19 protein-coding genes and 1 pseudogene are annotated in these 21,300 nt (G+C 68.5%); 7 read left to right on the top strand and 13 right to left on the bottom strand.

The window, feature by feature from the left end; genetic code table 11:
* Nucleotides 1-59: 59 nt before the first annotated feature.
* The 6 genes from OG210_RS28910 to OG210_RS28885 form a co-directional block, all read right to left on the bottom strand.
* A complete protein-coding gene (locus tag OG210_RS28910; RefSeq protein WP_328335326.1) occupies nt 60-497 on the bottom strand; it encodes a hypothetical protein in 438 nt (145 codons plus the stop codon).
* Nucleotides 498-622: 125 nt separating this feature from the next.
* Nucleotides 623-1,306: a uracil-DNA glycosylase gene (gene ung, locus OG210_RS28905; protein WP_328324278.1), complete on the bottom strand. Its 684-nt coding sequence runs from the start codon at nt 1,304-1,306 to the stop codon at nt 623-625.
* 153 nt (nt 1,307-1,459) lie between these two features.
* Nucleotides 1,460-2,212: an SDR family oxidoreductase gene (locus OG210_RS28900; protein WP_328324280.1), complete on the bottom strand. Its 753-nt coding sequence runs from the start codon at nt 2,210-2,212 to the stop codon at nt 1,460-1,462.
* Between the two features lie 46 nt (nt 2,213-2,258).
* Nucleotides 2,259-3,020, bottom strand: a complete 762-nt coding sequence (gene fabG / locus OG210_RS28895; protein ID WP_328324282.1) for a 3-oxoacyl-ACP reductase FabG — start codon at nt 3,018-3,020, stop codon at nt 2,259-2,261.
* 145 nt (nt 3,021-3,165) lie between these two features.
* On the bottom strand, nt 3,166-3,564 hold the full coding sequence (locus tag OG210_RS28890; protein WP_328324284.1) for a DUF3037 domain-containing protein: 399 nt from the start codon (nt 3,562-3,564) through the stop codon (nt 3,166-3,168).
* Nucleotides 3,561-4,412 carry a HipA family kinase gene (locus tag OG210_RS28885; protein ID WP_328324286.1) on the bottom strand — a complete coding sequence of 284 codons (852 nt, stop codon included), beginning with the start codon at nt 4,410-4,412 and terminating at the stop codon, nt 3,561-3,563. Before OG210_RS28885 ends, OG210_RS28890 begins: the two co-directional genes overlap by 4 nt.
* A 636-nt stretch (nt 4,413-5,048) precedes the next feature.
* Between OG210_RS28885 and OG210_RS28880 the strand changes: the two genes are divergently transcribed.
* A complete protein-coding gene (locus OG210_RS28880) occupies nt 5,049-5,963 on the top strand; it encodes a serine protease (RefSeq protein ID WP_328324287.1) in 915 nt (304 codons plus the stop codon).
* Between the two features lie 111 nt (nt 5,964-6,074).
* Here the strand turns inward: OG210_RS28880 and OG210_RS28875 are convergent, their stop codons facing one another.
* The 5 genes from OG210_RS28875 to OG210_RS28855 all read right to left on the bottom strand — a co-directional run bounded on the left by OG210_RS28875 (nt 6,075) and on the right by OG210_RS28855 (nt 13,549).
* Nucleotides 6,075-7,790: a hypothetical protein gene (locus OG210_RS28875; RefSeq protein WP_371539430.1), complete on the bottom strand. Its 1,716-nt coding sequence runs from the start codon at nt 7,788-7,790 to the stop codon at nt 6,075-6,077.
* A 233-nt stretch (nt 7,791-8,023) separates the two neighbouring features.
* Nucleotides 8,024-9,652, bottom strand: coding sequence for a class I adenylate-forming enzyme family protein (locus OG210_RS28870; protein ID WP_371539426.1), 1,629 nt, complete (start codon nt 9,650-9,652; stop codon nt 8,024-8,026).
* A 212-nt stretch (nt 9,653-9,864) separates the two neighbouring features.
* Nucleotides 9,865-12,159 (bottom strand): xanthine dehydrogenase family protein molybdopterin-binding subunit, encoded by a 2,295-nt coding sequence (locus tag OG210_RS28865; protein WP_371539423.1) that lies wholly within the window; start codon nt 12,157-12,159, stop codon nt 9,865-9,867.
* A complete protein-coding gene (locus OG210_RS28860) occupies nt 12,156-12,689 on the bottom strand; it encodes a (2Fe-2S)-binding protein (protein ID WP_328324294.1) in 534 nt (177 codons plus the stop codon). The genes OG210_RS28865 and OG210_RS28860 overlap by 4 nt, the downstream gene beginning before the upstream one ends.
* Complete coding sequence (locus OG210_RS28855) at nt 12,686-13,549, bottom strand: FAD binding domain-containing protein (protein ID WP_328324296.1); 864 nt, start codon at nt 13,547-13,549, stop codon at nt 12,686-12,688. Before OG210_RS28855 ends, OG210_RS28860 begins: the two co-directional genes overlap by 4 nt.
* A gap of 621 nt (nt 13,550-14,170) precedes the next feature.
* On the opposite strand from OG210_RS28855, the gene OG210_RS28850 reads away from it, so the two are divergent.
* From OG210_RS28850 to OG210_RS28840, 3 genes and pseudogenes are all read left to right on the top strand, one after another.
* Entirely contained in the window at nt 14,171-15,019 is an 849-nt protein-coding gene (locus OG210_RS28850; RefSeq protein ID WP_328324298.1) for a TauD/TfdA family dioxygenase, read from the top strand.
* Nucleotides 15,020-15,181: 162 nt separating this feature from the next.
* The gene (locus OG210_RS28845; protein ID WP_328324300.1) at nt 15,182-16,537 is read left to right on the top strand and encodes an MFS transporter; all 1,356 of its coding nucleotides are present in this window, start codon (nt 15,182-15,184) and stop codon (nt 16,535-16,537) included.
* Between the two features lie 113 nt (nt 16,538-16,650).
* Nucleotides 16,651-16,842 (top strand): annotated as a pseudogene (locus OG210_RS28840) (XdhC family protein); the annotation flags it as partial.
* A gap of 119 nt (nt 16,843-16,961) precedes the next feature.
* Here the strand turns inward: OG210_RS28840 and OG210_RS28835 are convergent.
* On the bottom strand, nt 16,962-17,540 hold the full coding sequence (locus OG210_RS28835) for a TetR/AcrR family transcriptional regulator (protein WP_328324302.1): 579 nt from the start codon (nt 17,538-17,540) through the stop codon (nt 16,962-16,964).
* 5 nt (nt 17,541-17,545) lie between these two features.
* On the bottom strand, nt 17,546-18,832 hold the full coding sequence (locus OG210_RS28830; protein ID WP_328324304.1) for a YbfB/YjiJ family MFS transporter: 1,287 nt from the start codon (nt 18,830-18,832) through the stop codon (nt 17,546-17,548).
* A 211-nt stretch (nt 18,833-19,043) separates the two neighbouring features.
* On the opposite strand from OG210_RS28830, the gene OG210_RS28825 reads away from it, so the two are divergent.
* From OG210_RS28825 to OG210_RS28815, 3 genes are read left to right on the top strand one after another with little or no spacing between them, the layout of a single operon-like run.
* On the top strand, nt 19,044-19,937 hold the full coding sequence (locus OG210_RS28825; protein ID WP_371539418.1) for a diiron oxygenase: 894 nt from the start codon (nt 19,044-19,046) through the stop codon (nt 19,935-19,937).
* Nucleotides 19,938-19,984: 47 nt separating this feature from the next.
* Nucleotides 19,985-20,875: a hypothetical protein gene (locus tag OG210_RS28820; RefSeq protein ID WP_328324308.1), complete on the top strand. Its 891-nt coding sequence runs from the start codon at nt 19,985-19,987 to the stop codon at nt 20,873-20,875.
* Nucleotides 20,868-21,254: a holo-ACP synthase gene (locus OG210_RS28815; protein ID WP_328324310.1), complete on the top strand. Its 387-nt coding sequence runs from the start codon at nt 20,868-20,870 to the stop codon at nt 21,252-21,254. Before OG210_RS28820 ends, OG210_RS28815 begins: the two co-directional genes overlap by 8 nt.
* Nucleotides 21,255-21,300 lie beyond the last annotated feature (46 nt).

The following is a 21,300-nucleotide window of genomic DNA, read 5'->3' as shown; positions in this document are numbered from 1 at the left end:
CACGGGCCACCTCAACCGGCCCGCACCGGTCACGGCTACCCCCTCGCCCCCTTCCCCCCTCACCCCTCCCCCAGCCGCCACTCCAACCGCTCGATCGCCGCCCGTACGCCGTCCCCGTAACCGTCGTCGGCCAGTTCACCCGTCGCGGACCGCGCGCGCCCCAGATGCACGCGCGCGGCCTCTCTGCGCTCCAGCTTCAGGTAGTCGGCCGCGAGGTTGAGGTGCAGGGAGGGATAGAAGCCGCGGACGGCGGCCGCGGCATCGTGGCGGCCGACACGCTCGTCATCCAGGCCCTCGGCCGCGGCCAGCGCCCGCAGATCCCAGAGCAGCTCGTCCTCGGGGTCGTCCTGGGTGTCCGCCATGTAGTGCGCGAGGGTGCAGCGGTGCAGCGCGTCGCCGGACTCGCCGATCTCGTCCCACAGCCCGGCGAACCGGTTGCGGGCCTCCTCCCGGTCGCCTCCGTGCAGCAGCATGATCACTTGGCCGATCCTGCCCATGACGACGTCCCCCGACGTCTCCCGCTGCGACTCCGTCACCGCTGCCTCCTGTAGCCGCACACACACGGATGTCCGGTTCGTCCCGGCGTACCACCGACGCTAGCCGCAACCTCCGGTGATCCCCGTCAGCCCAGGTCGGGGATCCGCCAGTCGATCGGCTCGTGGCCCTGCCCGGCGACCGCCTTGTCGATCTGCGTGAAGGGCCGCGAGCCGAAGAACTTCTTCGCGGAGAGCGGCGAGGGGTGTGCGCCCTTCACCACCACATGGCGCTCCTCGTCGATCAGCGGCAGCTTCTTCTGCGCGTAGTTGCCCCAGAGGACGAAGACCGCGGGGTCGGGGCGCGAGGCCACCGCGCTGATCACCGCGTCCGTGAACCTCTCCCAGCCCTTGCCCTTGTGCGAGTTGGCCTCCGACGCGCGCACCGTGAGCACCGCGTTGAGCAGGAGGACGCCCTGCTCGGCCCACGGCATCAGATAGCCGTTGTCCGGGACCGGGTGGCCGAGCTCCTCCTTCATCTCCTTGTAGATGTTCCGCAGGGAGGGCGGCGTCCGGACGCCCGGGCGCACCGAGAAGCAGAGACCGTGGCCCTGGCCCTCGCCGTGGTACGGGTCCTGGCCGAGGATCAGCACCTTCACCCTGTCGTACGGCGTGGCGTCCAGCGCGGCGAAGACCTCGTCGCGCGGCGGGTAGACCGGCCCCTTGGCCCGCTCCTCCTCGACGAACGCCGTGAGCTCCTTGAAGTAGGGCTTCTCCAGCTCATCGCCGAGGACGCCGCTCCAGGATGCGGGCAGCATGTCGGTTCCGGTCACGTCAACAACCTCCGGTGTGCGAATCGTTCTTCATCACAGAACCTACCGGCGACCACTGACAACGGCCCCGGACGGATGTCCGGGGCCGTGCGGTGAGCGGCTCCGCGGGCGGAGCTCCGGGGCTCAGGGTGGAGGCCCGGACGGGACCGGGACTCAGACGCCGGCGTTGAGGAACATCCCGCCGTCGAGCACCAGGGTCTGACCGGTGACCCAGGCCGACTGGTCGGACGTGAGGAACGCGGCGGCGCCCCCGATGTCCGCGGGCATTCCGAGCCTGCCCATCGGGTACTGGGCGGCCGCCTCCTCCTCGCGGCCCTCGTACAGCGCCACGGCGAACTTGGTCTTCACCACGGCGGGCGCGATGGCGTTGACCCGGACGACCGGGGCGAACTCGTGCGCCAGCTGGAGCGTGAGGTTGACCATCGCGGCCTTGCTCATGCCGTACGCGCCGATGAACGGCGAGGCGGAGATACCGGCGATGGACGCGATGTTCACGATCGCGCCTCCGTTCTCCTTCTGCCACGCCTTCCAGGTCTGCTGGGCGAAGCCGAGCGCCGAGATGACGTTGGTCTCGTAGACCTTGCGCGCCACGTTCAGGTCCAGCTCGGCCATCGGGCCGAACACCGGGTTGGTACCGGCGTTGTTGACCAGGTGGTCGACCCTGCCGAACGTCTCCATGACCCGCTCGACGGCCGTCGCCTGGTGCGCCTCGTCATGGGCCTTGCCCGCGACGCCGATCGCCCGGTCGGCGCCGAGCCGCTCCACCGCCGCCTTGAGCGCGTCCTCATTGCGGCCGGTGATGCAGACCCGGTCGCCGCGGGCGATGAACGCCTCGGCGATGCCGTATCCGATACCACGGCTCGCGCCGGTGATCAGCGCGACCTTCCCGCTGTCCTGTGCAGTCATGTCCGTTGATTCCCTTGTGATTCCCGTGATTCCCCAGATTGCCTGATCAGTTGAGCGGGCCGCCGGCGACGTACATGACCTGCCCGGACACGAATCCCGCGTCCTCGCCGGTGAAGAAGGCGATGGCGTTGGCGATGTCCTCGGGCCTGCCGACACGCTGCACCGGGATCTGGGTGGCGGCGGCGGCCTGGAACTCCTCGAAGCCCATCCCGACGCGCGCCGCGGTCTGCGCGGTCATCTCGGTGACGATGAAGCCCGGAGCGACGGCGTTGGCGGTGACGCCGAACTTGCCGAGTTCCTTGGCGAGCGTCTTCGTGAAGCCCTGCAGACCGGCCTTGACCGCGGAGTAGTTCGCCTGACCGCGGTTGCCCAGCGCCGAGCTGGACGACAGGCTGACGATCCGGCCGAACTTGGCGTCCACCATGTGCTTCTGGACGGCCTTGGACATCAGGAACGCGCCCTTGAGGTGGACGTTCATGACCATGTCCCAGTCGGACTCGCTCATCTTGAAGAGCAGGTTGTCGCGGAGGACACCGGCGTTGTTGACGAGGATCGTCGGGGCGCCGAGCTCGGCCGCGACCCGGGCAACCGCCGCTTCGACCTGGGCGCTGTCCGAGACATCACAGCTCACGGCGATGGCGCGGCCGCCCGCGGAGGTGATCTGCTCGACGGTGTCCTTGCAGGCCGCCTCGTCGAGGTCGAGTACGGCGACAGCGCGGCCTTCCGCCGCCAGACGGACGGCGGTGGCTGCGCCAATGCCGCGCGCGGCCCCGGTCACGATGGCAACGCGCTGCTCGGTGGTGGACATACTGGCTCTCCTCGCCCTCGGATCGCGGCCCTCGATCACTGAGCAACCGCTTAGTACCTTCAGCAGACGAGACGCTAGAAGGCCTGGCACCCGGTGTCAACGGCACACGGGTTCAGCAGTGAACGTCACACCGGGTGCCACCCCCTCAGCGCACCAGCAACCCGAGCAGCCGGTCGGCCTCGGCGGCCGGGTCGGTGGTGAGCCCGGTGTGCACAGGACCGGGCTGTACGACCGTCGAACGGGGGGCGATCAGCCAGCGGAACCGGCGCCCCGCGTCGTCGGGCCCTGCCTGGCCGGCCGCATCACCGCCGTGGCAGACCCCTTCGACAGCGCGCAGCGCGGCGCGTACCCCGACGACGTCGGCGTGCGGGTCGAGCATCCTCAGTTTCGCCTCGTCCAGATGCGTACGGGCGACGACGAACGATCTGGCCCGGCAGTAGACCAGGACCCCCGCGTTGAACATCTCGCCGCGTTCGACCCGCGGCACCACCCGCACCAGCGCGTACTCGTAGACATCCCGGTGAGCGGGATCACGCCCGGTCATCGGGTGCCGTCCTTCTTCTCGTCCTGCTGCCGCGCGGGGGGCGCGAGGCGCTCGGAGAGCCAGCCCGGTGCACGGGACGGCCCGGTGGGGGTCTGCGGCCCGAACGTGATCCGGGTGTGCACGGATGCGGCCCGCTCCAGCAGGACCTCCACATATGCACGCCGCAGCTCATCGGTGGTGCCGAAGCCGGCCTCCTCCTCCAGCCAGGCTTCCGGTACGTCGGCGGCGACCTCGGTGAGCAGCTCCTCGGTGACCAGCGGCGCCAGCTCGGCGGCGGCGGACGCCACGTCGGGGGCGAAGGTCGCCAGGACGTGGTCGGACGCGTCGTACGGCTTACTGCCGTAGTTCTTCGCGGAGGGCCAGTTGTGGTGCCAGATCATGGTGGCGCCGTGGTCGATGAGCCAGAGATCGCCGTGCCAGACAAGCATGTTGGGGTTGCGCCAGGAGCGGTCGACGTTGTTGATCACCGCGTCGAACCAGACGATCCGCCCGGCCTCCTCGGGGCCGACCTGGTAGGCGAGCGGGTCGAAGCCGAGCGATCCCGGCAGGTAGTCCATCCCGAGGTTCAGCCCGCCGCTGGCCTTCAGCAGCTCCTGCACCTCCTGGTCGGGCTCGGACAGCCCGATGACGGGGTCCAGCTGCATCTGTACGAGCTCCGGCACACGCAGCCCGAGCCTGCGGCCGAGCTGACCGCAGATGACCTCGGCCACGAGCGTCTTGCGGCCCTGCCCGGCCCCGGTGAACTTCATGACGTACGTACCGAGGTCGTCGGCCTCGACGATCCCGGGGAGCGATCCGCCCTCACGCAGAGGCGTGACGTAGCGGGTCGCCACGACTTCTTCCAACACTTTCCCAGGCCACCTATCTCTTCAGTCATGCAATCCACGGACGACCTCTCCGGTGCGCAGAGGCAGGAATCACCGGCCGACGGCGCTGGGGAGAATCTGGGGAGCTTCGGCCGGCGGGCCGGTCTCCCCGCTCCCCCAGCAGACCGTCGGTGGCGCCGCGCCCCTGGCCGCCGGCTTCCGGCTTCCGGCTTCCGGCTTCCGGCTTCCGGCTTCCGGCTTCCGGCTTCCGGCATGAAGTGAGCATAGTAACCAAGGGTGATCACCTGCGACGAGTGTCCGAGCCACCGAGCCAGGACCACGACGGGCTCTCAGGCTTCCAGCGCGACGCCCTTCGACGGTGGCCATCGATCCAGGGAATCCGGGCCCGTCCAGGGCGGCCGGGGCGGCGGTTGCTCGCCTCCGGGCGCACCGCGACCATCGGGCAGCCGAGCCGGACAGGGGCGCCGGGGCTGCCTGTTCCAGTGCTCAGACCCAGGAAACAGAGTCCCGTCACGGTGGCCGTCAAGGGGGCAGAAAGAGTCAGGACGGGGCGGTGGGGTAGCGGAGGCGTTGTCTGTACGCCGACAATGCGGTCACCCTTCGCCGTCCGGGGGCCACAGGGCTCCCGGGGCCGAACCGAGAGGACCGACCACCACCATGCGCAAGCCTCTCCTCGCCACCCTCACCGCTGTCACCCTCGGTGCCGCCACCTTGGCAGGTACCGCGGGCGCGGCAGCCGCAGCACCCGACCACGCAGGCGGGGCAACCCCCACTGCCGCAACGGCCGCCGTGCACCCTGACAGTGCGCACGCCTCGGTGAGAGCCGCCTCCTTCGCCGGCACCGTGGCACTCAGCAACTGTTCGGGCTCCCTGGTCCGCATGCCGAACTCGCAGGCGACGGACCCGGGTCTGGTCATGACCAACGGTCACTGCCTCGAAACCGGCTTCCCCAGCGCGGGTCAGGTCATCACCGACCAGTCGTCCACCCGTAGCTTCACGCTGCTCAACGCCTCGGCCGGCACCGCCGGAACACTCAAGGCGAACAAGGTCGTCTACTCGACGATGACCGACACGGACGTCACGCTGTACCAACTGACCAAGACCTACGCGCAGATACAGCAGTCCACCGGCATCGGGCCACTGACGCTGTCCTCGGCCCACCCGGTGCAGGGGCACGCGATCAACGTGGTCTCCGGATACTGGAAGCGGGTCTACTCCTGCTCCGTCGACGGATTCGCGTACCGCCTGAAGGAAGACCAGTGGACATGGAAGGACTCCGTCCGCTACACCCCGCAGTGCCAGGTCATCGGGGGCACCTCGGGTTCCCCGGTCATCGACACGACGACCGGGCAGATCACGGCGATCAACAACACCATCAACGAGAGCGGTGAGAGCTGCACCCTCGACAACCCCTGCGAGGTGAACGAGCAGGGGGCCGTCACCGTCCGCAAGGGGATCGGATACGCGGAAGAGACCTACGGCATCCCCGCCTGCTTCACGACGGGCAACAAGCTCAACCTCGCGGCCGCGGGCTGCACGCTCCCGAAACCGGCAGCGGTGTCGGCACGCTGAGTTGACGCAAGAGGGGCGAGGGAAGGCCGTCCACAGCCGAACGCGGCCTGCCCTCGTTCCCGTCGGAGACATCCGTACAGGACTGCTCCCCGACCGTGAACCTGTCGGCCGTCAGGAAGGCGGGTCCGTCCAGCAGAACATCGACGTCGTTGCCCGAGCAGTGGCTTCGTCCACTTTCAACAGCAGCGTTTGTCCGGCATTTTGGGCAGCACCTGGAGACCGGTGGGTGCACGAATGTTCACGAGAAATGGTTCTGACGCCAGTCACGCCAAGAGACCTCTTTTCCGGAGGAGTTGGAAGCCGGCGCGTTGCGTCCTTGCTCGTGACGGAGCCGGCGGAGCCGGGCGGCAGGTAGACGCGGTAGGCAGGCCGGCCGCGCTCATCCGGAAGGCTCACCGGTCGCCAGGATCGCGCGTAACGGGGTGGTGGAACGTGGCTGTCGGCCACGATGACCGCGACCGGCATGTCGCGCTGGGCGGCTCTGATCCCATCCGGTGTGATGCTGGCGTCGTGACCGCTCGGCTGACGTGAGGAACAGCCCGCGTAGTAGGCGATCGGGACAGCCATGTACCCAGTGACCATGCAGGGCGGGCGCACGCCCAGCCGGTGCAGCCCGGCGGCGACCGCCGTGTAGTGGGCCCGCATGGAGCGGTTGACGGCCGTCATACGGGCAAGCACCCCGAGCTGGATGGAGAGGTGACCCGCCAGAACCAGGGCGAGCACGGCGGCGGTCACCGGCCGTGGAGCGAGCCGCACGCCGGAGAGCAGGAAGACGCCGCATTCGCCCGCGGGGAGGGCCAGGAGCGCGTAGGCGGGAAGCAGGAAGCGGGGCGCCGCATAGTCGATGAAGAACAGGTACGGCACTGCCATCGATGCCGCGGTCACGGTGGCCAGCAGGGCCGCGGAGCCCCGGTGCGCGCGAAACGCCGCCACGATGCCCCCGACAACAACCACCGGCAGCGCAAACCACCAAGCCGCCGTGAGCGGATACCTCCAGGGAACGTTGCACGGTCTGCACAGCGAACGCCCCGCCAGAGTCCGCACCTGGTCGTCCACAGCCACATTCCAGCCCAGCCCGCCCTGGATCTCGCTGGCACGGTGCAGCCGGGCACTCAATCCCCCGTAGTGCAGGTACGCCTCGATCACCCAGGGGGCTGCGCCGATCACCAGGCCACCGACGATCGCGGCGAACACCGCCGGTCGTCGCCGGCCCGGCACCAGCAGGGTCGACGCGGCCAGCGGCAGGGCGAGCCACACACCATCGGCAGGGCGCATGACCCCGACAACCGCCACCGCGACCCCGGCGCCGACCACGGCTGCCCGGTCACCCGCGCGTCCGATGGCCCGCAGGACGCAGCCGACGGCAGCCAGGGCCCCGAAGGCACACCACAGATTGGGCATCACCTCGGGGCCGTAGTACAGGGTGATCCACAGGGTGGCGAACAACGCACCGGCACAGGCAAGCACCGCTGTGGTCAGCACCTTGCGCCAGATCCACAGGCAGACGTAGAACGCGCTGCCCGACAGCAGGGCCAGGTAGACGCGGATCGCCGTGGTCGATGCCGTCCAGGAGGCCACTGGTGCCACGAGGTAGGAGATGCCCCGTGCTCGAGGTGCGCTGAAGAACGCGGGCGGGGCGTTCCCGCCGACCTGGCTGACGTAGACCGCCTCGTCCCAGCCCAGCCCCGAGCCCGGTACCACCACGATCAGCTGAACGACGGTGAAGGCTGCCGCGACGGCCAGCAGCCAACGTGAATGCCCCGACGATCTGCGAGGCGGACCGAGGACGGGGCCCAACAGTGGATTCAGTGCCAGCCGGTCTTGCATCGTCAGTCCTTGCCGAGAGACCTGACAGCCCGGGGCCGGTAGCACCGGGGAGCGTTGTGCGGGCAATACTGCGGCGGACCGCGGAAGCATGCCATCGCATGGGACCAACCAGCCCAGTGCAGGAACCCGGGCCGGCAGCGACTCACGCGTTATGGACCGCAGCATTTCGGGCCGCACCACCGGGCTCGCGCAGCGCCGGGCACATCAGGCCGGCTGGTCGCCCATCGCGGCGCCTACGGCGTGGTGTCCAGGGTGGCGCTCGTCCACGCGGCGCGCAGCGCCTTCTTGTCCACCTTGCCCACCTTGGTCGTCGGCAGCTGGTCCAGCAGGACCGTCCTCCGGGGCGTGTACAGCTCTCCCAACTCGGCGGTCACCGAGGCGCCGACCTTGTCCGGGTCGATGTCGGCGCCCTCGGCGGTGGCCAGGAAGATCTGTACGGCCTCCCCGTATTCCTCGTCGGGGACGCCCAGCGCCGCCGCGTTGCGCACACCGGGCAGCGTGAGCAGGAAGTCCTCCAGGACCCGGGAGTAGACGTTGTCGCTGGTGCTGCCGGTGACGATGATGTCCTTGGCCCGATCGACGAGATAGAGGTACCCCTCGGCGTCGAGGTAGCCCAAGTCCCCGGTACGCAGCCACCCGTCGTGCAGCGCCTCGGCGGTGCGCTCCGGGTCCTCGTAGTAGCCGAGCATCACCGTCTCGCCCCGGACACACACCTCACCGACCTGCCCGGAGGGCAGCGCCACCGCGCTGTCCTCACCACGGATCTCGATCTCGGTGTCGGAAATCGGGCGACCGCAGCTGCTCCAGAGCTCGGGCCGCTGGGCTCCCTCCGACGCGAGATCCTCCGCACCGAACGCAGCGATACCGAGCGCCTCGGACTGCCCGTAGCCCTGGCTGAGCACGGGCCCGAAGACCTTCACCGCCTGCTGCAGCCGGCTGGGCGACGAGGCCGCGCCTCCGACGACGATCCGCCGCAGTGCGGGGAGGGCGTCCGGCTCGCACTCCGGGTGGTCGAGAAGCGCGTAGAGCATCGGCGGTACGAACATGGTGGCGGTGATCCGCTCCTCACGCAGCACCGCCAGCGCCGCGCCCGCTTCGAACTCGGGCAGTACGACGAGGGTGGACCCCGTCACCAGCGCCTGGACTGTCATGAGGTGGCCGCTGCCGTGAGTGAGCAGCGTGGAGGCGAGCACTCGCCCCGTGCCCGGATCCGTATTCGGGAAGACAGCCGGCCGGGAGTCCCGCGGGGCGCCCTGCACCAGGTCCACCAGCGCGTCATAGAGCCGGTGGCTGTGCGCGGCGAGCTTGGGACGGCCCAGGGTGCCGCCGGTGTAGAGGACGGTCACGGCCTCGTCCGGGCCCGGCGCGGGCACGCCGTCGGGGCGCACCGCCGGGCACTCGGCCTCCAGCGCCAGCAGATCCGTGCACCGCTGCTCGCAGGGCCCGAGGCTGAGCAGCACGGGGGCGTGGACGCTGCGGCCTGCCGCATCGGCGGCCCGCTGCGCGAAGAGCGGGTCGGTGACCACGGCGCGCGCCCGGGACTGCTCGACCAGCGCGGCGAGCTCGCCGGGGCCCGGCTCCGGCGGCAGGAACACGACGCGGCAGCCGATGAGGTGCACCGCGAGCTGCACCAGGACGGAGTCCACCCGGTTCGCCAGGAACAGCCCCACTCCGTCGCCGGGCGCGAGCCCCTGGCGGCGCAGCGCGTGCCCCAGCCGGAACAGCCGCCGCCGGGCCTCTCCCCGGGTCAGCCGCTGCGCACCCTGGACGAGCGCCTCGGCTTCCTCGTCCTGGTGCCAGTGCTCCAGGATGTGGTCCACGTACGTCCGCGGTTCATCTGCTTCCGATGCATTAATGATCATGAACATATGCAAACATGCCGCTCAGGATCCGCGGTCTCACGGGGGGCTCCTTCGGCCATCAGCTGGCTGAGTACCATGCCCCCGTTCCCCATCAACACCCCCCAAACCGTTTGCCCGCTCACTGCCGGAATCCAGGAAAACGGCTGGACACCGCTCCTCGCCGACACCCGCCCACACGCGGGCGGTTTCCCCCTCCCCCGGCACCCGGACCGTCATGGCCTGGAGTCGTGTGCGCGGGCGGCGTCGATGGCGGTGAGCACTCGCTCGGGGCTCATGGGGAGGCCGGTGATCTGCGCTCCGACGGCGTCGGCTATCGCGGCGGCGATGGCCGGCGGCACGGGCAGCATTCCGCCCTCGCCGAGGCCCTTGGAGCCGAAAGGACCTGATCCATGGCCTTGTTCCTGGGTGATGGAGATGAACGAGCGCGGCATGTCATCGGCCATGGGCACGCGGTAGTCCAGTGCTTCACCGTTGAGCAGTTCACTCCCCTCGTAGCGCAGCTCTTCGAAGAGGGCCTGTCCGATGCCCATGACCGCCGCGCCCTCGTCCTGCCCCCGCGCCCCCAGGGCATTGATCACTTTCCCGGCGTCCCCGCTGATCACGAGTTGGAGGAGTTCCACTTTCCCGGTCTCCGGGTCCACCATGACCTCGGCCGCCGCCCAGGCGACCTCCCAGAAAGCGCAGGGCGTCTCGAAAGGTGACTCTGCCGAGGAGTCCGCCCTGTAGTAGCCATCGGCGGTGAACTCGTCATCGGTACCGTCGAAGGCCCGGCGGATCAGCGGGGTGAGCGGATACGCCTCCCCCCTGGCCACCACCTCCCAGTTCCGCAGCTCCAGCTCTTGGGCCGGGAGCCTCAGCTCCGTGGCCGCGAAGTCGAGGACCTTGCGCCGCGCCTGCTCCGCCGCCTGCTCGACCGCTCGGCCCATCACTGCGATTCCGGAGGACGAGTGTGTCCCCGAATCGAACGGTGAGTGGTCGGTGTCGACAGGGGCGAACGTGACCTTGCCCGGATCCGTCCCCAGGACATCGGCGACGATCTGGGTGAGTGCGCTCTGTCCTCCCTGGCCCATCTCGATCAGCGCGGATCGCAGAGAGACATTGCCGAAAGCGTCAATGGTGAGCCGGGCCTCGCTCACCTTGTTCATGCCGCCACCGTCCTTGCAGGTCAGCGCGATCCCCATACCTCTGTTGTCGATGTGGGCGCGCTCGCGGTAGCCGATCGCGTCGGCCACCAGGCCCAGCCCCCATGCGAGGTCGCTGTCGAGGGGAGTTTCGCCCGGCACGCTCCTCTCACCCAGGTCGAGGACGTTCTTCAGTCTGAGATCGAGGGGGTCCATGTCCAGCCGGGCCGCTATGAGGTCCAGCTGCCGCTCATTGGCCCAGGTCGCCTGCGTACCACCGAATCCGCGGAAGGCGCCGGCCGGCACGGTGTTGGTCATGATGGTCTGGCACACCGTGTCGATATGACGCCAGCGGTAGCTTCCCGGCATCCGATAACCGGCCTTCTCGGCCACCAGCGGGCTGTAGTCGGAATAGGCACCAGCATTGAGAAGTACTTCGCTCTTGCGCGCCAGGAACGTGCCGTCGGCCGCCAGCCCCGTCGTCAACGTCAGGACCGCCTCGTGCTGACTGACAGTCAGAAAGGCTTCTTCCGTCGTCAGGCAGTACCGGACCGGGCGCCCACCGCTGAGTTGGGACAGGCGGATGGCAATGGGCTCGGTGCGGCAGTTGGTCTTGGCTCCGAAGCCACCACCGAGCAACTCGGCGTGCACCTGCACGGTATTGTCCGGGACCTTGAATATGCGGGCGAGCTCCTGGCGGAGCTGAAACGGCTCCTGGGTGCTCGTCCACACTTCCACCCGGTCACCCGGCGCGACCGCGACGCTGACGAACGGCTCAAGATGCATGTGCTGCATCCGGGAGAAGGTGAAGGTGTCGGTGAAGACGTGGTCGCACTCGCGCCACACATCGGCCGGCCCCGTGGTGTAGCGGTACTCGAAGCTGACATTGCGCGCGGTACGCACAGCGGCGACAGCACCCGGACCGTACTGCGGGACGAAGGCCGACGGGGCGGTCGGGAAGAGTTCGGGCGCCTCATCGTGGCGGGCGTCCAGAACTGACGCAACGTCAGGCAGTTTCTCGTACTCGACCTCGATGAGATCCAGGGCGGCGAGCGCGGTGTGCTCATCCAGAGCGGCGACGGCGGCCACCACCTCGCCGACATGGCGGACGGTGTCCAGCGCCACGAACGGCTGGTCCTTCACATACGCGCCGCACATCGGGTCGAGTCCGTCCAGGTGGTCCCTGGTGAGCACGGCGTGTACGCCCGCAAGGTTCTCGGCCTTGGTGGTGTCCACCGACACCACCCGCGCATGAGCGTGCGGGCTGCGCAGCACCTTGGCGTGCAGCATTCCCGCCATGCTGACGTCGTACCCGTACCGCGCCCTGCCGGTCACCTTCGCCAACGCGTCCCGGCGAGGTTCGTCCCGTCCAACGATGCCGCTCACAAGTTGTCCTCTTCGTCGCGGTCCCGCACCAGCTCGCCGGCCCGCTCGACCGCCTCCAGGATCATCTCGTAGCCGGTGCAGCGGCAGATGTTCGAACCGATCCACTGCCGTACCTCTTCACGGTCCGGCTTCGCGTTGGTCCGCAGCAGCGCGGTGGTGAGCAGGATCATCCCGGGTGTGCAGTAACCGCACTGGAAACCGCCGCACTCGGAGAATGCCTGCTGGACCGGGCTCAGATGGTCACCGTCCTGCTGGCCCTCGATGGTCTCCACGCTGGTTCCATCAACATCGAAGGCGAACAGTGAACACGATGCGACGGGCCGGTCGTCCACCAGGACAGTGCACACGCCACACACGCCTCGCTCGCAGGAGCCGCGCACACCGGTCAGGTTCAGGTCCCGGCGCAGCATCGTCAACAGGACTGTGCTGGTGGGCACTTCGACGTCGCGCTGCTGGCCGTTGAGCATGAATGCGACCCGGACGTCCTCACCAGGGCCGACGCTCTCGATCGGTTGAGTACCGCTGCTCATGATATTGACTCCGGTCCGGGCGTGAGCTGACGTCGCAGGAGAACTTCGACGACCCTTCGGCGATATTCGATGCTGCCGGCGTAGTCCCCGGCCCGCTCCGGCAGTTGGGCTGCCATGTCGTGGGCGAGATCGGCCCGGTCGGCGGCAGTCATCCGGTCGCCCGCGATCTCGGCGCGGAGCAGGGCCGGCCGGCGATACTCCGATCCGGCGACAGCTGTCAGGCGGAGCCCGCCACCCGTGCGCCGGACCGCGAGCGCCACCGTGGTCAGCGGGCGCAGCGAGCGGTCGTAGTGGAATGTGTGCAGTGACTCGGTGTCGACCACGAGGTGGTGCAGCAGGGCGGGTCCGGCCGTGGGGCCGTCAACGAATTCGTCGACGCGGCAGCGCCACTCCCCCGCCGGCCCGGAGAACAGCAACTGTGTTTCGAGGGCGCCCAGGATCACGGCCATCTCGTACCGGTGGCGGCGCGCCATGATGTTTCCGCCCACCGTCGCCCGGAAGCGGATACGGACTGTGGCGATGCTCGACCAGGCCGCACCGAGCATGGGCAGCACCCGGTTGACTGCTGGATGCCGGGAACCATCGTGGTGGGTCAGCAACCCACCGAGGTGGAGCTCTCCGGCACGCTGCTCGGCGGTGCGCAACTCATCGATTCCCCGCAGTGAGATGAGTGTGCTCGGGGAGCACCCTTCACGGACCGCGGCGACCAAGTCCGTGCAACCAGCGGCGAGAGTCGCGTCAGGGTTGTCCAGGAGCAGCCGCCGCGCCTCGTCGAGTGTCTTCGGTCTGCACAGGCGAAAGGGTGGGAGTGCCGCCTGTGTCGGCGCGAGCAGTCCGGCGCCACCGACCTGTTGGCGCATGTTTGAAGCCCTCCTCCTGTTGTGTGTCCAACCGTGGTGGTTCGAAAATCAGCGAGAGGTGAGTGAAACCAGGGCGCCACAAGGCGCTGACCAGCATAAACATTTACTTAAGCGCTAGAATATCATGCGCTTAATGTTTTGGAAATGGCTTCGCCGCCGGCCGGATCCCGCACCGGCGCGACCCCCGGGAGAGCCACTCCCCTCGGCACTCCTGCCACAGGTCCACCGGATCGGCCGGCCTCGGGGACGTTCGGCCCAGGAGCGCTCGACCCAGCAGGCGGTGCCGGTGGGATCCCCTGCCGGGGTGACGGAGGTTTTTCGGTGCGACAGCCCCCTTGTGGGGCTTGTCGCTTGCTGATAAAAACTCTCCACCGAGATAGTTAACCCCTTAGCTACCTAGGGGAGGGCGAGGCCGGCGCCATGTTCCGCGGCCTGAGGTCCGGTCCACTCGGCACCGCCGGTTTCCCCTGCGGATTGACAGCTCGGACTGACAGCTCGGATTGACAGCTCCGGCCGGTGAACAGGCCGCAGTTCGCCGCCTGGACGAATCCCATCCTGACCACCCAGAACGCTGATCTCCCTCACTGCACTCCCGAATGAGGCAAGAAAGGAATTTGCGCAATGGAATCCGTAAATCCCACGGAGTTCAAACTTGAGTCGCTCACTCCGGCAATCGGTGGTGTCATCCACGGGCTCGACCTGCGGGATGAGCTGTCGCCGAAATGCCAGGAGGAGCTGCGACAGACGCTTCTGGAGCGTGAAGTGGTGTTTCTGCGCGACCAGCTGATCGATCCGGATGACCAGCTGAGGTTCGCCCGGATCTTCGGTGAACCGCAGGAGGTGAGCGCGTTCTTCCCCTCGCTTCCCGACAATCAATACATCGAGGTCCTTGAATCCAGGGGCCGCGCCTCCGGAACAGACGTCTGGCACTCCGACCTGACCTGGCAGGCGACGCCGAACGCCGCTACGTGCCTGCACTCACAGGAAGTGCCCCCCTGTGGCGGCGACACCCTGTGGGCGAGCATGACGGCGGCCTACGACTCCCTGCCGGAGAACGTGAAGAGCCTGATCGATCCGCTTGAGGCGGTGCATGACTGGGAGCGGGAGCTCAGCGACCACGTGCGTTCCGGTGAGGACGGGGAGAAGCGGTACGCCGAGACGCGGGAGAAGTACCGCCCTCGACGGCACCCGGTGGTGCGGACACACCCCGAAACGGGACGCAAGCTCGTGTACGTGAACGAGCTCTACGCGACAAGGATCGCCGGTGTCGACCATCAGCTGAGCGAATCACTGCTGCGCTACCTCGTGGGGCTCGCTCGCGTCCCGGAGTTCCAAGTCCGCTTCCGGTGGGACCCGAACGCGATCGCGATCTGGGACAACCGGGCGGTGCAGCACTACGCCGTCGGCGACTACCACCCCCACTACCGCAAGATGCACCGCGTGACGCTGAGGGGCGACGCACCTTTCTAGGCCCATCACCAGGCGGTGAGCCGGCTGCCTCCAACTCATCGATCGCCGGCAGCAGCGGCACTCGCTGGTCCTGCCGTGCCCACGTTCCTTTTGGGCCCCGGCTCTCACCTCGTCGAGCCGGGGCCCAATTCCCGACTGGCAGACTGGCAGAGAGGGTTACCTGTGACATCCACTGCTCAGGCTCACCTGATAGACGACGCACCACTGACGTCGTTCCACAAGAAACTGACCGCCTATTCGAGCGGCGGGCCCTTCATCGACGGATACGCCCTCACGATCATCGGTATCGCCCTCCTCACAGCGAAGCCCGCACTGCACCTGTCGGGTGTCGCCATCGGGCTCGTCGGCGCCGCAAGTCTGATCGGCGTGTTCATCGGCGGGCTGGTCTTCGGCTATCTGACCGATCTGGTCGGCCGGAAATTCATGTACGTCGCGGATCTCGTCGTCCTTGCGGTGGCCTCGGTCGGGTCGGCGTTCGCGCCGACTGCGTGGTGGCTCATCGCACTGCGCTTCGTGGCGGGCGTGGCCATCGGGGCCGACTACCCGATCGCGACCGCCCTGCTCGCCGAGTATCTGCCACGGCGCCATCGGGGCAGGCTGCTCGGACTGGCGCTCGTCTTCTGGACTATTGGGGCTGCGGCGGCGTACGCGGTCGGATTCCTGCTGCACGGCCTCGGACCCGACACATGGCGCTGGCTGCTGGCCAGCCCGGCGGTCTTCGCCGTGGTCACGCTGTTGCTGCGCGTCGGTACGCCGGAGTCCGCACGGTGGCTGCTCAGCAAGGGGCGGGTCGAGGAGGCCAACACCGCGATCAAGAAGGTCTACGGCTCTCAGTACGACGTGAGTCACCTTCCCGACGAACCAGCTGTCACCACCTCGTTCGGCACGATCTTCCGCAAGCCCTATCTCACCCGGACGATGTTTGTGTCCGGGTTCTGGACCGCGCAGGTCATACCGCTCTTCGCCGTCTACATCTTCGCCCCGGACCTGCTCTCCTCCTTCGGCATGACCGGCGACGCGAACCTCTACGGCGGATCCATCGTCATCATGATGCTGTTCGTCGTGGGCAGTTTCCCCGGCCTCTGGCTGATAGAGAAGATCGGCCGCCGAGCGCTGCTGCTCTGGTCGTTCGCCGTCATCACGGTGGCCCTCGTACTGCCGGCCGTCATTCCGGGCATCGGCCCGATCGGCCTCTTCCTGGGGCTCGCGGTATTCGCCCTCGTCAACGGAGCATCCGGCTTCCTCGCGCTGGTGTACCCCAACGAGCTGTTCCCGACCGAGGTCCGCGCCACCGCTGTCGGCGTCGGCACTGCCGTGAGCCGGATCGGCTCGGCGGCCGGTACGTACCTCCTGCCCTCCGCGCTGCTTCACGGTGGCTCGGCCACCGTGCTGTTGGCCGGCGCCGGCATATCGGCGCTCGGCTGGCTGGTGACCCTGGTCTGGGCGCCGGAGACCATGGGCATGTCGCTGTCCAGCATCACCCCAGGAGCCGGCCCCGGTCACGGAAGTGGCCGGTAGACCCTGCCCGTTCAGTGTTGAGGCGGTCTTCAGCAACGTTCGCGGCGAACACCTGCCGACGCCCGGGGCGGGCGCTCACCGGGCCCGGAATCCGTAAGGGAGACCTGCCCCCCATGCTGGACATCGCCGGAGAGCTCGACAGGTGGTGTGAGCAGGGTCGCGACTTCGCCGTCGCCACGGTGGTGGCGACCAGCGGCAGCGCGCCCCGCCGGCCCGGTGCGGCCCTTACCGTCGACTCCGACGGCACAGCCATCGGGTCGGTCTCCGGCGGGTGTGTGGAGGGGGCCGCCTACGAACTGACCCGTGTCGAGGGCCTGCCGGCACGTCCTCATCACCCCGGTACGCTCGGTGGTGGTTCTGTGACGGCTCCGCACCACGTTCTCTCCGCCATCCGGGACCTCGATCGCCCCCACCGTTCGCCGCGTCAGCCGAGTCGGGCGAGCAGGTCCTCCGCCATGCGCCGGGCGGTGCGGACCGGTTCCGTGGTCTGTTCGACGGCGACCCGTGCGCTGGCGCCCTCGAAGAGGAGCAGGACTTCGTCTGCCACGCGTTCCGGTTCTGCCAGACCCGCCTCGGCGAGCAGGTGCTCGAAGCGGCCGCGCCACCAGCGCTTGTGCTGCTGGACGATCAGGCGGGCCTTTTCGTGCTGCGGGCCGACGAGTTCGGGGGCGGCGTTGAGGAATGCGCATCCTCGGCAGCCGTTCGACTCGTGCCATTGGGCGAGCCAGTCGAAGTGCTCCAGGACCTGCTGGACGGGATCGCTCGACGAGGCCGCGAACACGGCCTCCACCTGCGATCGGCGCTGCCGGTGCTGCCACTCCAGCGCGGCAGCGATCAGCTCGTCCTTGGAACGGAAATGCGCGTACAAGGTCGGCTTCGATACGCCCGCCGATGCGACCACCATGTCCACGCCGCTCGCGGTGACGCCCTGGGCGTAGAACAGCTCGGCGGCCGCCGCGACCAGCCGGTCCCGGCCCTTGCCGTAGTTGCTATGTGCTCCCATGGCCTCTATTTAACCGACCTGTCAATTTCGGCGAATGCCCGGCGATCCGGAAGCAGATCCTGTGCCGCACCGGCGAGCACCGCCGCCGCGAGAAGACCGGCCCCGAGCCAGAGCGCGGAGCGGATGCCGCCGGCGTGATCGGAGAGAAGACCCGCGAGCACGGGGCCCACGCACTGGCCCGACGCCATGGCGATCGTGAGCCCGGAGACGGCTCCCGGCAGCAGGTGCGGCCCCAGGACCCGGCGTGCGCCGGCGGTCGCGGCGGTGATCACGGAGAGGAAGGAGACCCCGAAGGCCGCCGAGGACAGCACCCAGGCCACGGTCGACGAGGACAGCAACGGGATCACCGTGCCCACGAGGCCGAACAGGAGGACGACGGCCAGTCCGTGGCCGCTGGAGAGGCGGCCCAGTACCGGGCCCCAGGCGAACCCCCCGCCCACCGCGGCGAGTCCCAGCAGCACCCAGAACACGGTGACATCGCCCGGTCCCGCGCCCCGTTCCTGGAGGAGCGCGACGATGAAGGTCATATAGGTGATGTAGCCGACGCCGTAGAGCCCGTAGGCGGCCAGGATCGGACCGATGGAGCGGACCGGCCAGGGTGCGCCCGCGGGGCGGCGCCACGCATCGCCCTGGCCTGCGCTGCCTTTCAGAGCACGGACGGCCGGGAGCGCGCAGAGGAGAAGCAGTGCGCCGAGAGCGGCACAGGTGGCCCAGGCGAACCGCCATCCGTCGGTACCCGAGGCGTCCAGTACGGCGGGGATGAGCAGTCCGCTCGCCGCGACACCGAGACCGCCGCCCCCGAAGTACACACCGAGCAGGACGGCCGAACGGCCCTGCGGTGCTCCGCGCGTCGCCTCGGCGAGAAGGGCCGCACCGGCCACCAGACTGACGGCCGGGAAGATCCCGGACAGGGCCCTCAGGGCGAGCGCCACGACCACAGCACTGCCCCAGGCCGACGCGGCGAGGGAGCAGACCGTGCCGACGATGCCCACGAGGAACAACGTGCGGTCGCTGAAGCGCCGGCGCAGCCCCACGACACCGACAGATCCAGCCAAGTACCCAGCGGCGTTAGCCGTGTTGAGAGCCCCGGCCACGCTGTAGTCCCAGTGCAGAGCCGCTCGCATGGGTGGCAGGATCAAGCCGTATCCGAACCGGGCGAGCCCCAGCCCCACGGCGGGACCGGCGGCCAGCCCCAAGGCAACACTCAGTGATGCGTGACCGCCCGTCCGAGTGCTGTCGGTCTCCGATGACGGGTTCTCGGAGTGGGCACGCGCGTCGGGTGCAGCTCCCATCTTCCCTCCTGTCCATGCTGCTCACCGTAGAGTTGTCTTACAGGTCAGTCAACCCGTTCCGCACCGCGCGCCGCCCGCACTGGGAGCGCACTCACCCTCGGTGACCTCGTGTTTTGTCGATACGCAATGTTCCGCAAAGCCCTTGACTGACAGGTCTGGAAAGCAATTAGGTGGTGCGGCAGGAACCCAGGCGAAGCCCCAGGGAGGAACGTTGCAGCATCTACGCAACAAGAACTCTGAACAACGGCTCATCGAGCTCACGGGTCGCCTCTCGCGCATGGCGACGGAGGACTACTACAACCCCTACCGGCTCTTCTCCTGGCCGCAGACTCTGCCCGAGGACGAGCTGTGGATGAGTGAGGATCTGCTGTCCGTCTCCGGTACGGAGGTGATGAACGAGCTCAGCCGCGAACAGCTGCTGCGGCTGGCCAAGTGGGAGAGCATCAACTTCTACAGCGTCAACGTGCACGGCATTCGCGAACTGCTCACCGAGGTGACGAGCCGGCTGTATGCCCCCGGCTTCGAGGAGTTCACCGACTTTCTGCATCACTTCATCGGCGAGGAGAATGAACACGCCTGGTTCTTCGCGGAGTTCTGCCGTCGATACGGCGGCCGGGTGTACGCGCTCCCCGGCCTCAAGACGCAGGACCCGGCGGACCGGACCACGGAGAACTTCCTCGTCTTCGCCAAGATCCTGATCTTCGAGGAGATCGTCGACTACTTCAACGAGCGTATGGCTGAGGACGCATCGCTCCCCGAGACGGTTCGCCAGGTCAACCGGGTGCACCACAAGGACGAGTCACGGCACATAGCCTTCGGCCGGCAGCTGGTCGAGGTGCTCTACAGCCGGGTCCGTGACGAGGCGACGGCCCAGGAGTGCGCCCGGCTGGAGCAGTACCTCAAGCGCTATGTGACCTGGTGTGTCCAGTCGTTGTACAGCCCCGCCGCCTACCGGGACGCGGGGCTGGCCGAACCCCTGGCGCTGCGGAGCCGGATCCTGCGGGACGAGACCCGCAGGCAGGCGGAGAGGCGCTACCTGCGGCGGCCGCTCACCTTCCTGACCAAGGTCGGCATCTTCCAGGACCAGACCATCCAAGCCGTGTGACCGACTGCCGCTCGTCGGCCGACCGCACTGAGGAGGTACGACACCCCATGAGTTCCGCCGGCACCCCCACACCCGGCACCACCACTTCCACCGGGCTTGCCACCCTCGACACCGGACAGACCCGCGCTCTCAGGCTTCTCGACGCCGTCTTCCTCGACTGGGCGCACGCCTGCGGGGCACAGGAGCTCACCCCACCGCCCCTGCTGTCCGTGCCGGACGCCGAGCGTCTGGACATCCTCGTCAACTTTCCGCACCTGGCCACGCCCGCCACGGAGATCGTCCCGCAGTGCCGGTCCACGGTGCACGACACCGGCGAGGCGATTCCGGCCGGGGCACTCGCCCCCGCGCAGTGGCTGCTGCCCTCCAGCGTGTGCTTCGGCGTGTATCTCGCCCATACCGGAACGGAGTTGGCCGAGGACCTCACAGTCACAGCGTTCGGCCGCTGCTTCCGCAACGAGCACGAGTACGACGGTCTGCGCCGGCTGCGCAGCTTCCAGATGCGGGAGATCGTTGCCATCGGCAGCCCCGAGCACGTCCGCGAGACGCTCGCCCGGCACTCCGCCGTGACGGTGGAACTCGCCGCCGCGCTCGGTATTCCGGTGGAACGCGAGGCCGCTGGAGACCCCTTCTTCGACCTGAGCGGCCCACGCGCACTCATGCAGAAACTCTCTCCCGTCAAGGAGGAGTTCGTCCACGACGGCCTGGCTCTCGCCTCGGTCAATCTGCACCGCAACTTCTTCGGCGAGCGCTGCGCGATCCGGCTGGCGGCGACCGGCGAGTCCGCCTTCACCAGCTGTGTCGGGTGGGGGTACGAACGATGGCTGCACGCACTGGGCAGGCGGCATCGGGGCGACTGGCAGGCCGTGTGCGACAACCTCGTGGCCGCGCACGCGTCGCTGCCCGCTCTGCCGGCGCCGGGGAGCGCGGCCCGTGTGTGACCGGATCGGCACCGATCTGGTCTCGATCGCCAGAGTGCGGAGCATGGTCGACCGCTGCGGCCAGGACCTGCTCCACCGGCTGCTCACGCCCCGCGAGTTCCACGACAGCGGCGGGGGAAGGGGCGACGTCTCCTATCACGCCGTGGCAGGTCGCATCGCGGCCAAGGAGGCCGTCTTCAAGCTGTTCCACGAAGGGAGCACGATCCTTCCGTGGCTCGACATCGAAATCCGCAGGTCACCCTCGGGTGCCCTGGAACCCGCTCTGCGCGGCAAGGCCGCCGAGCTGGCCGCATCCATCGGTCTCGGCCGCGTCGCGCTCAGTACGAGCCACGACGGCGACTACGCGGTCGCGTTCGCGACAGCGTCCCTGCACCGGTAGTCCACTGCCGGTACCCGTGTGTGGCCGGCCGAGCCGCACCCCGCAG

Origin of the sequence: Streptomyces sp. NBC_00466, from assembly GCF_041433995.1 — a bacterium.
GTDB lineage: Bacteria > Actinomycetota > Actinomycetes > Streptomycetales > Streptomycetaceae > Streptomyces.
The sequence above is the reverse complement of the archived record's forward strand: the minus strand, read 5'-3'. Positions and strand labels throughout refer to the sequence as shown.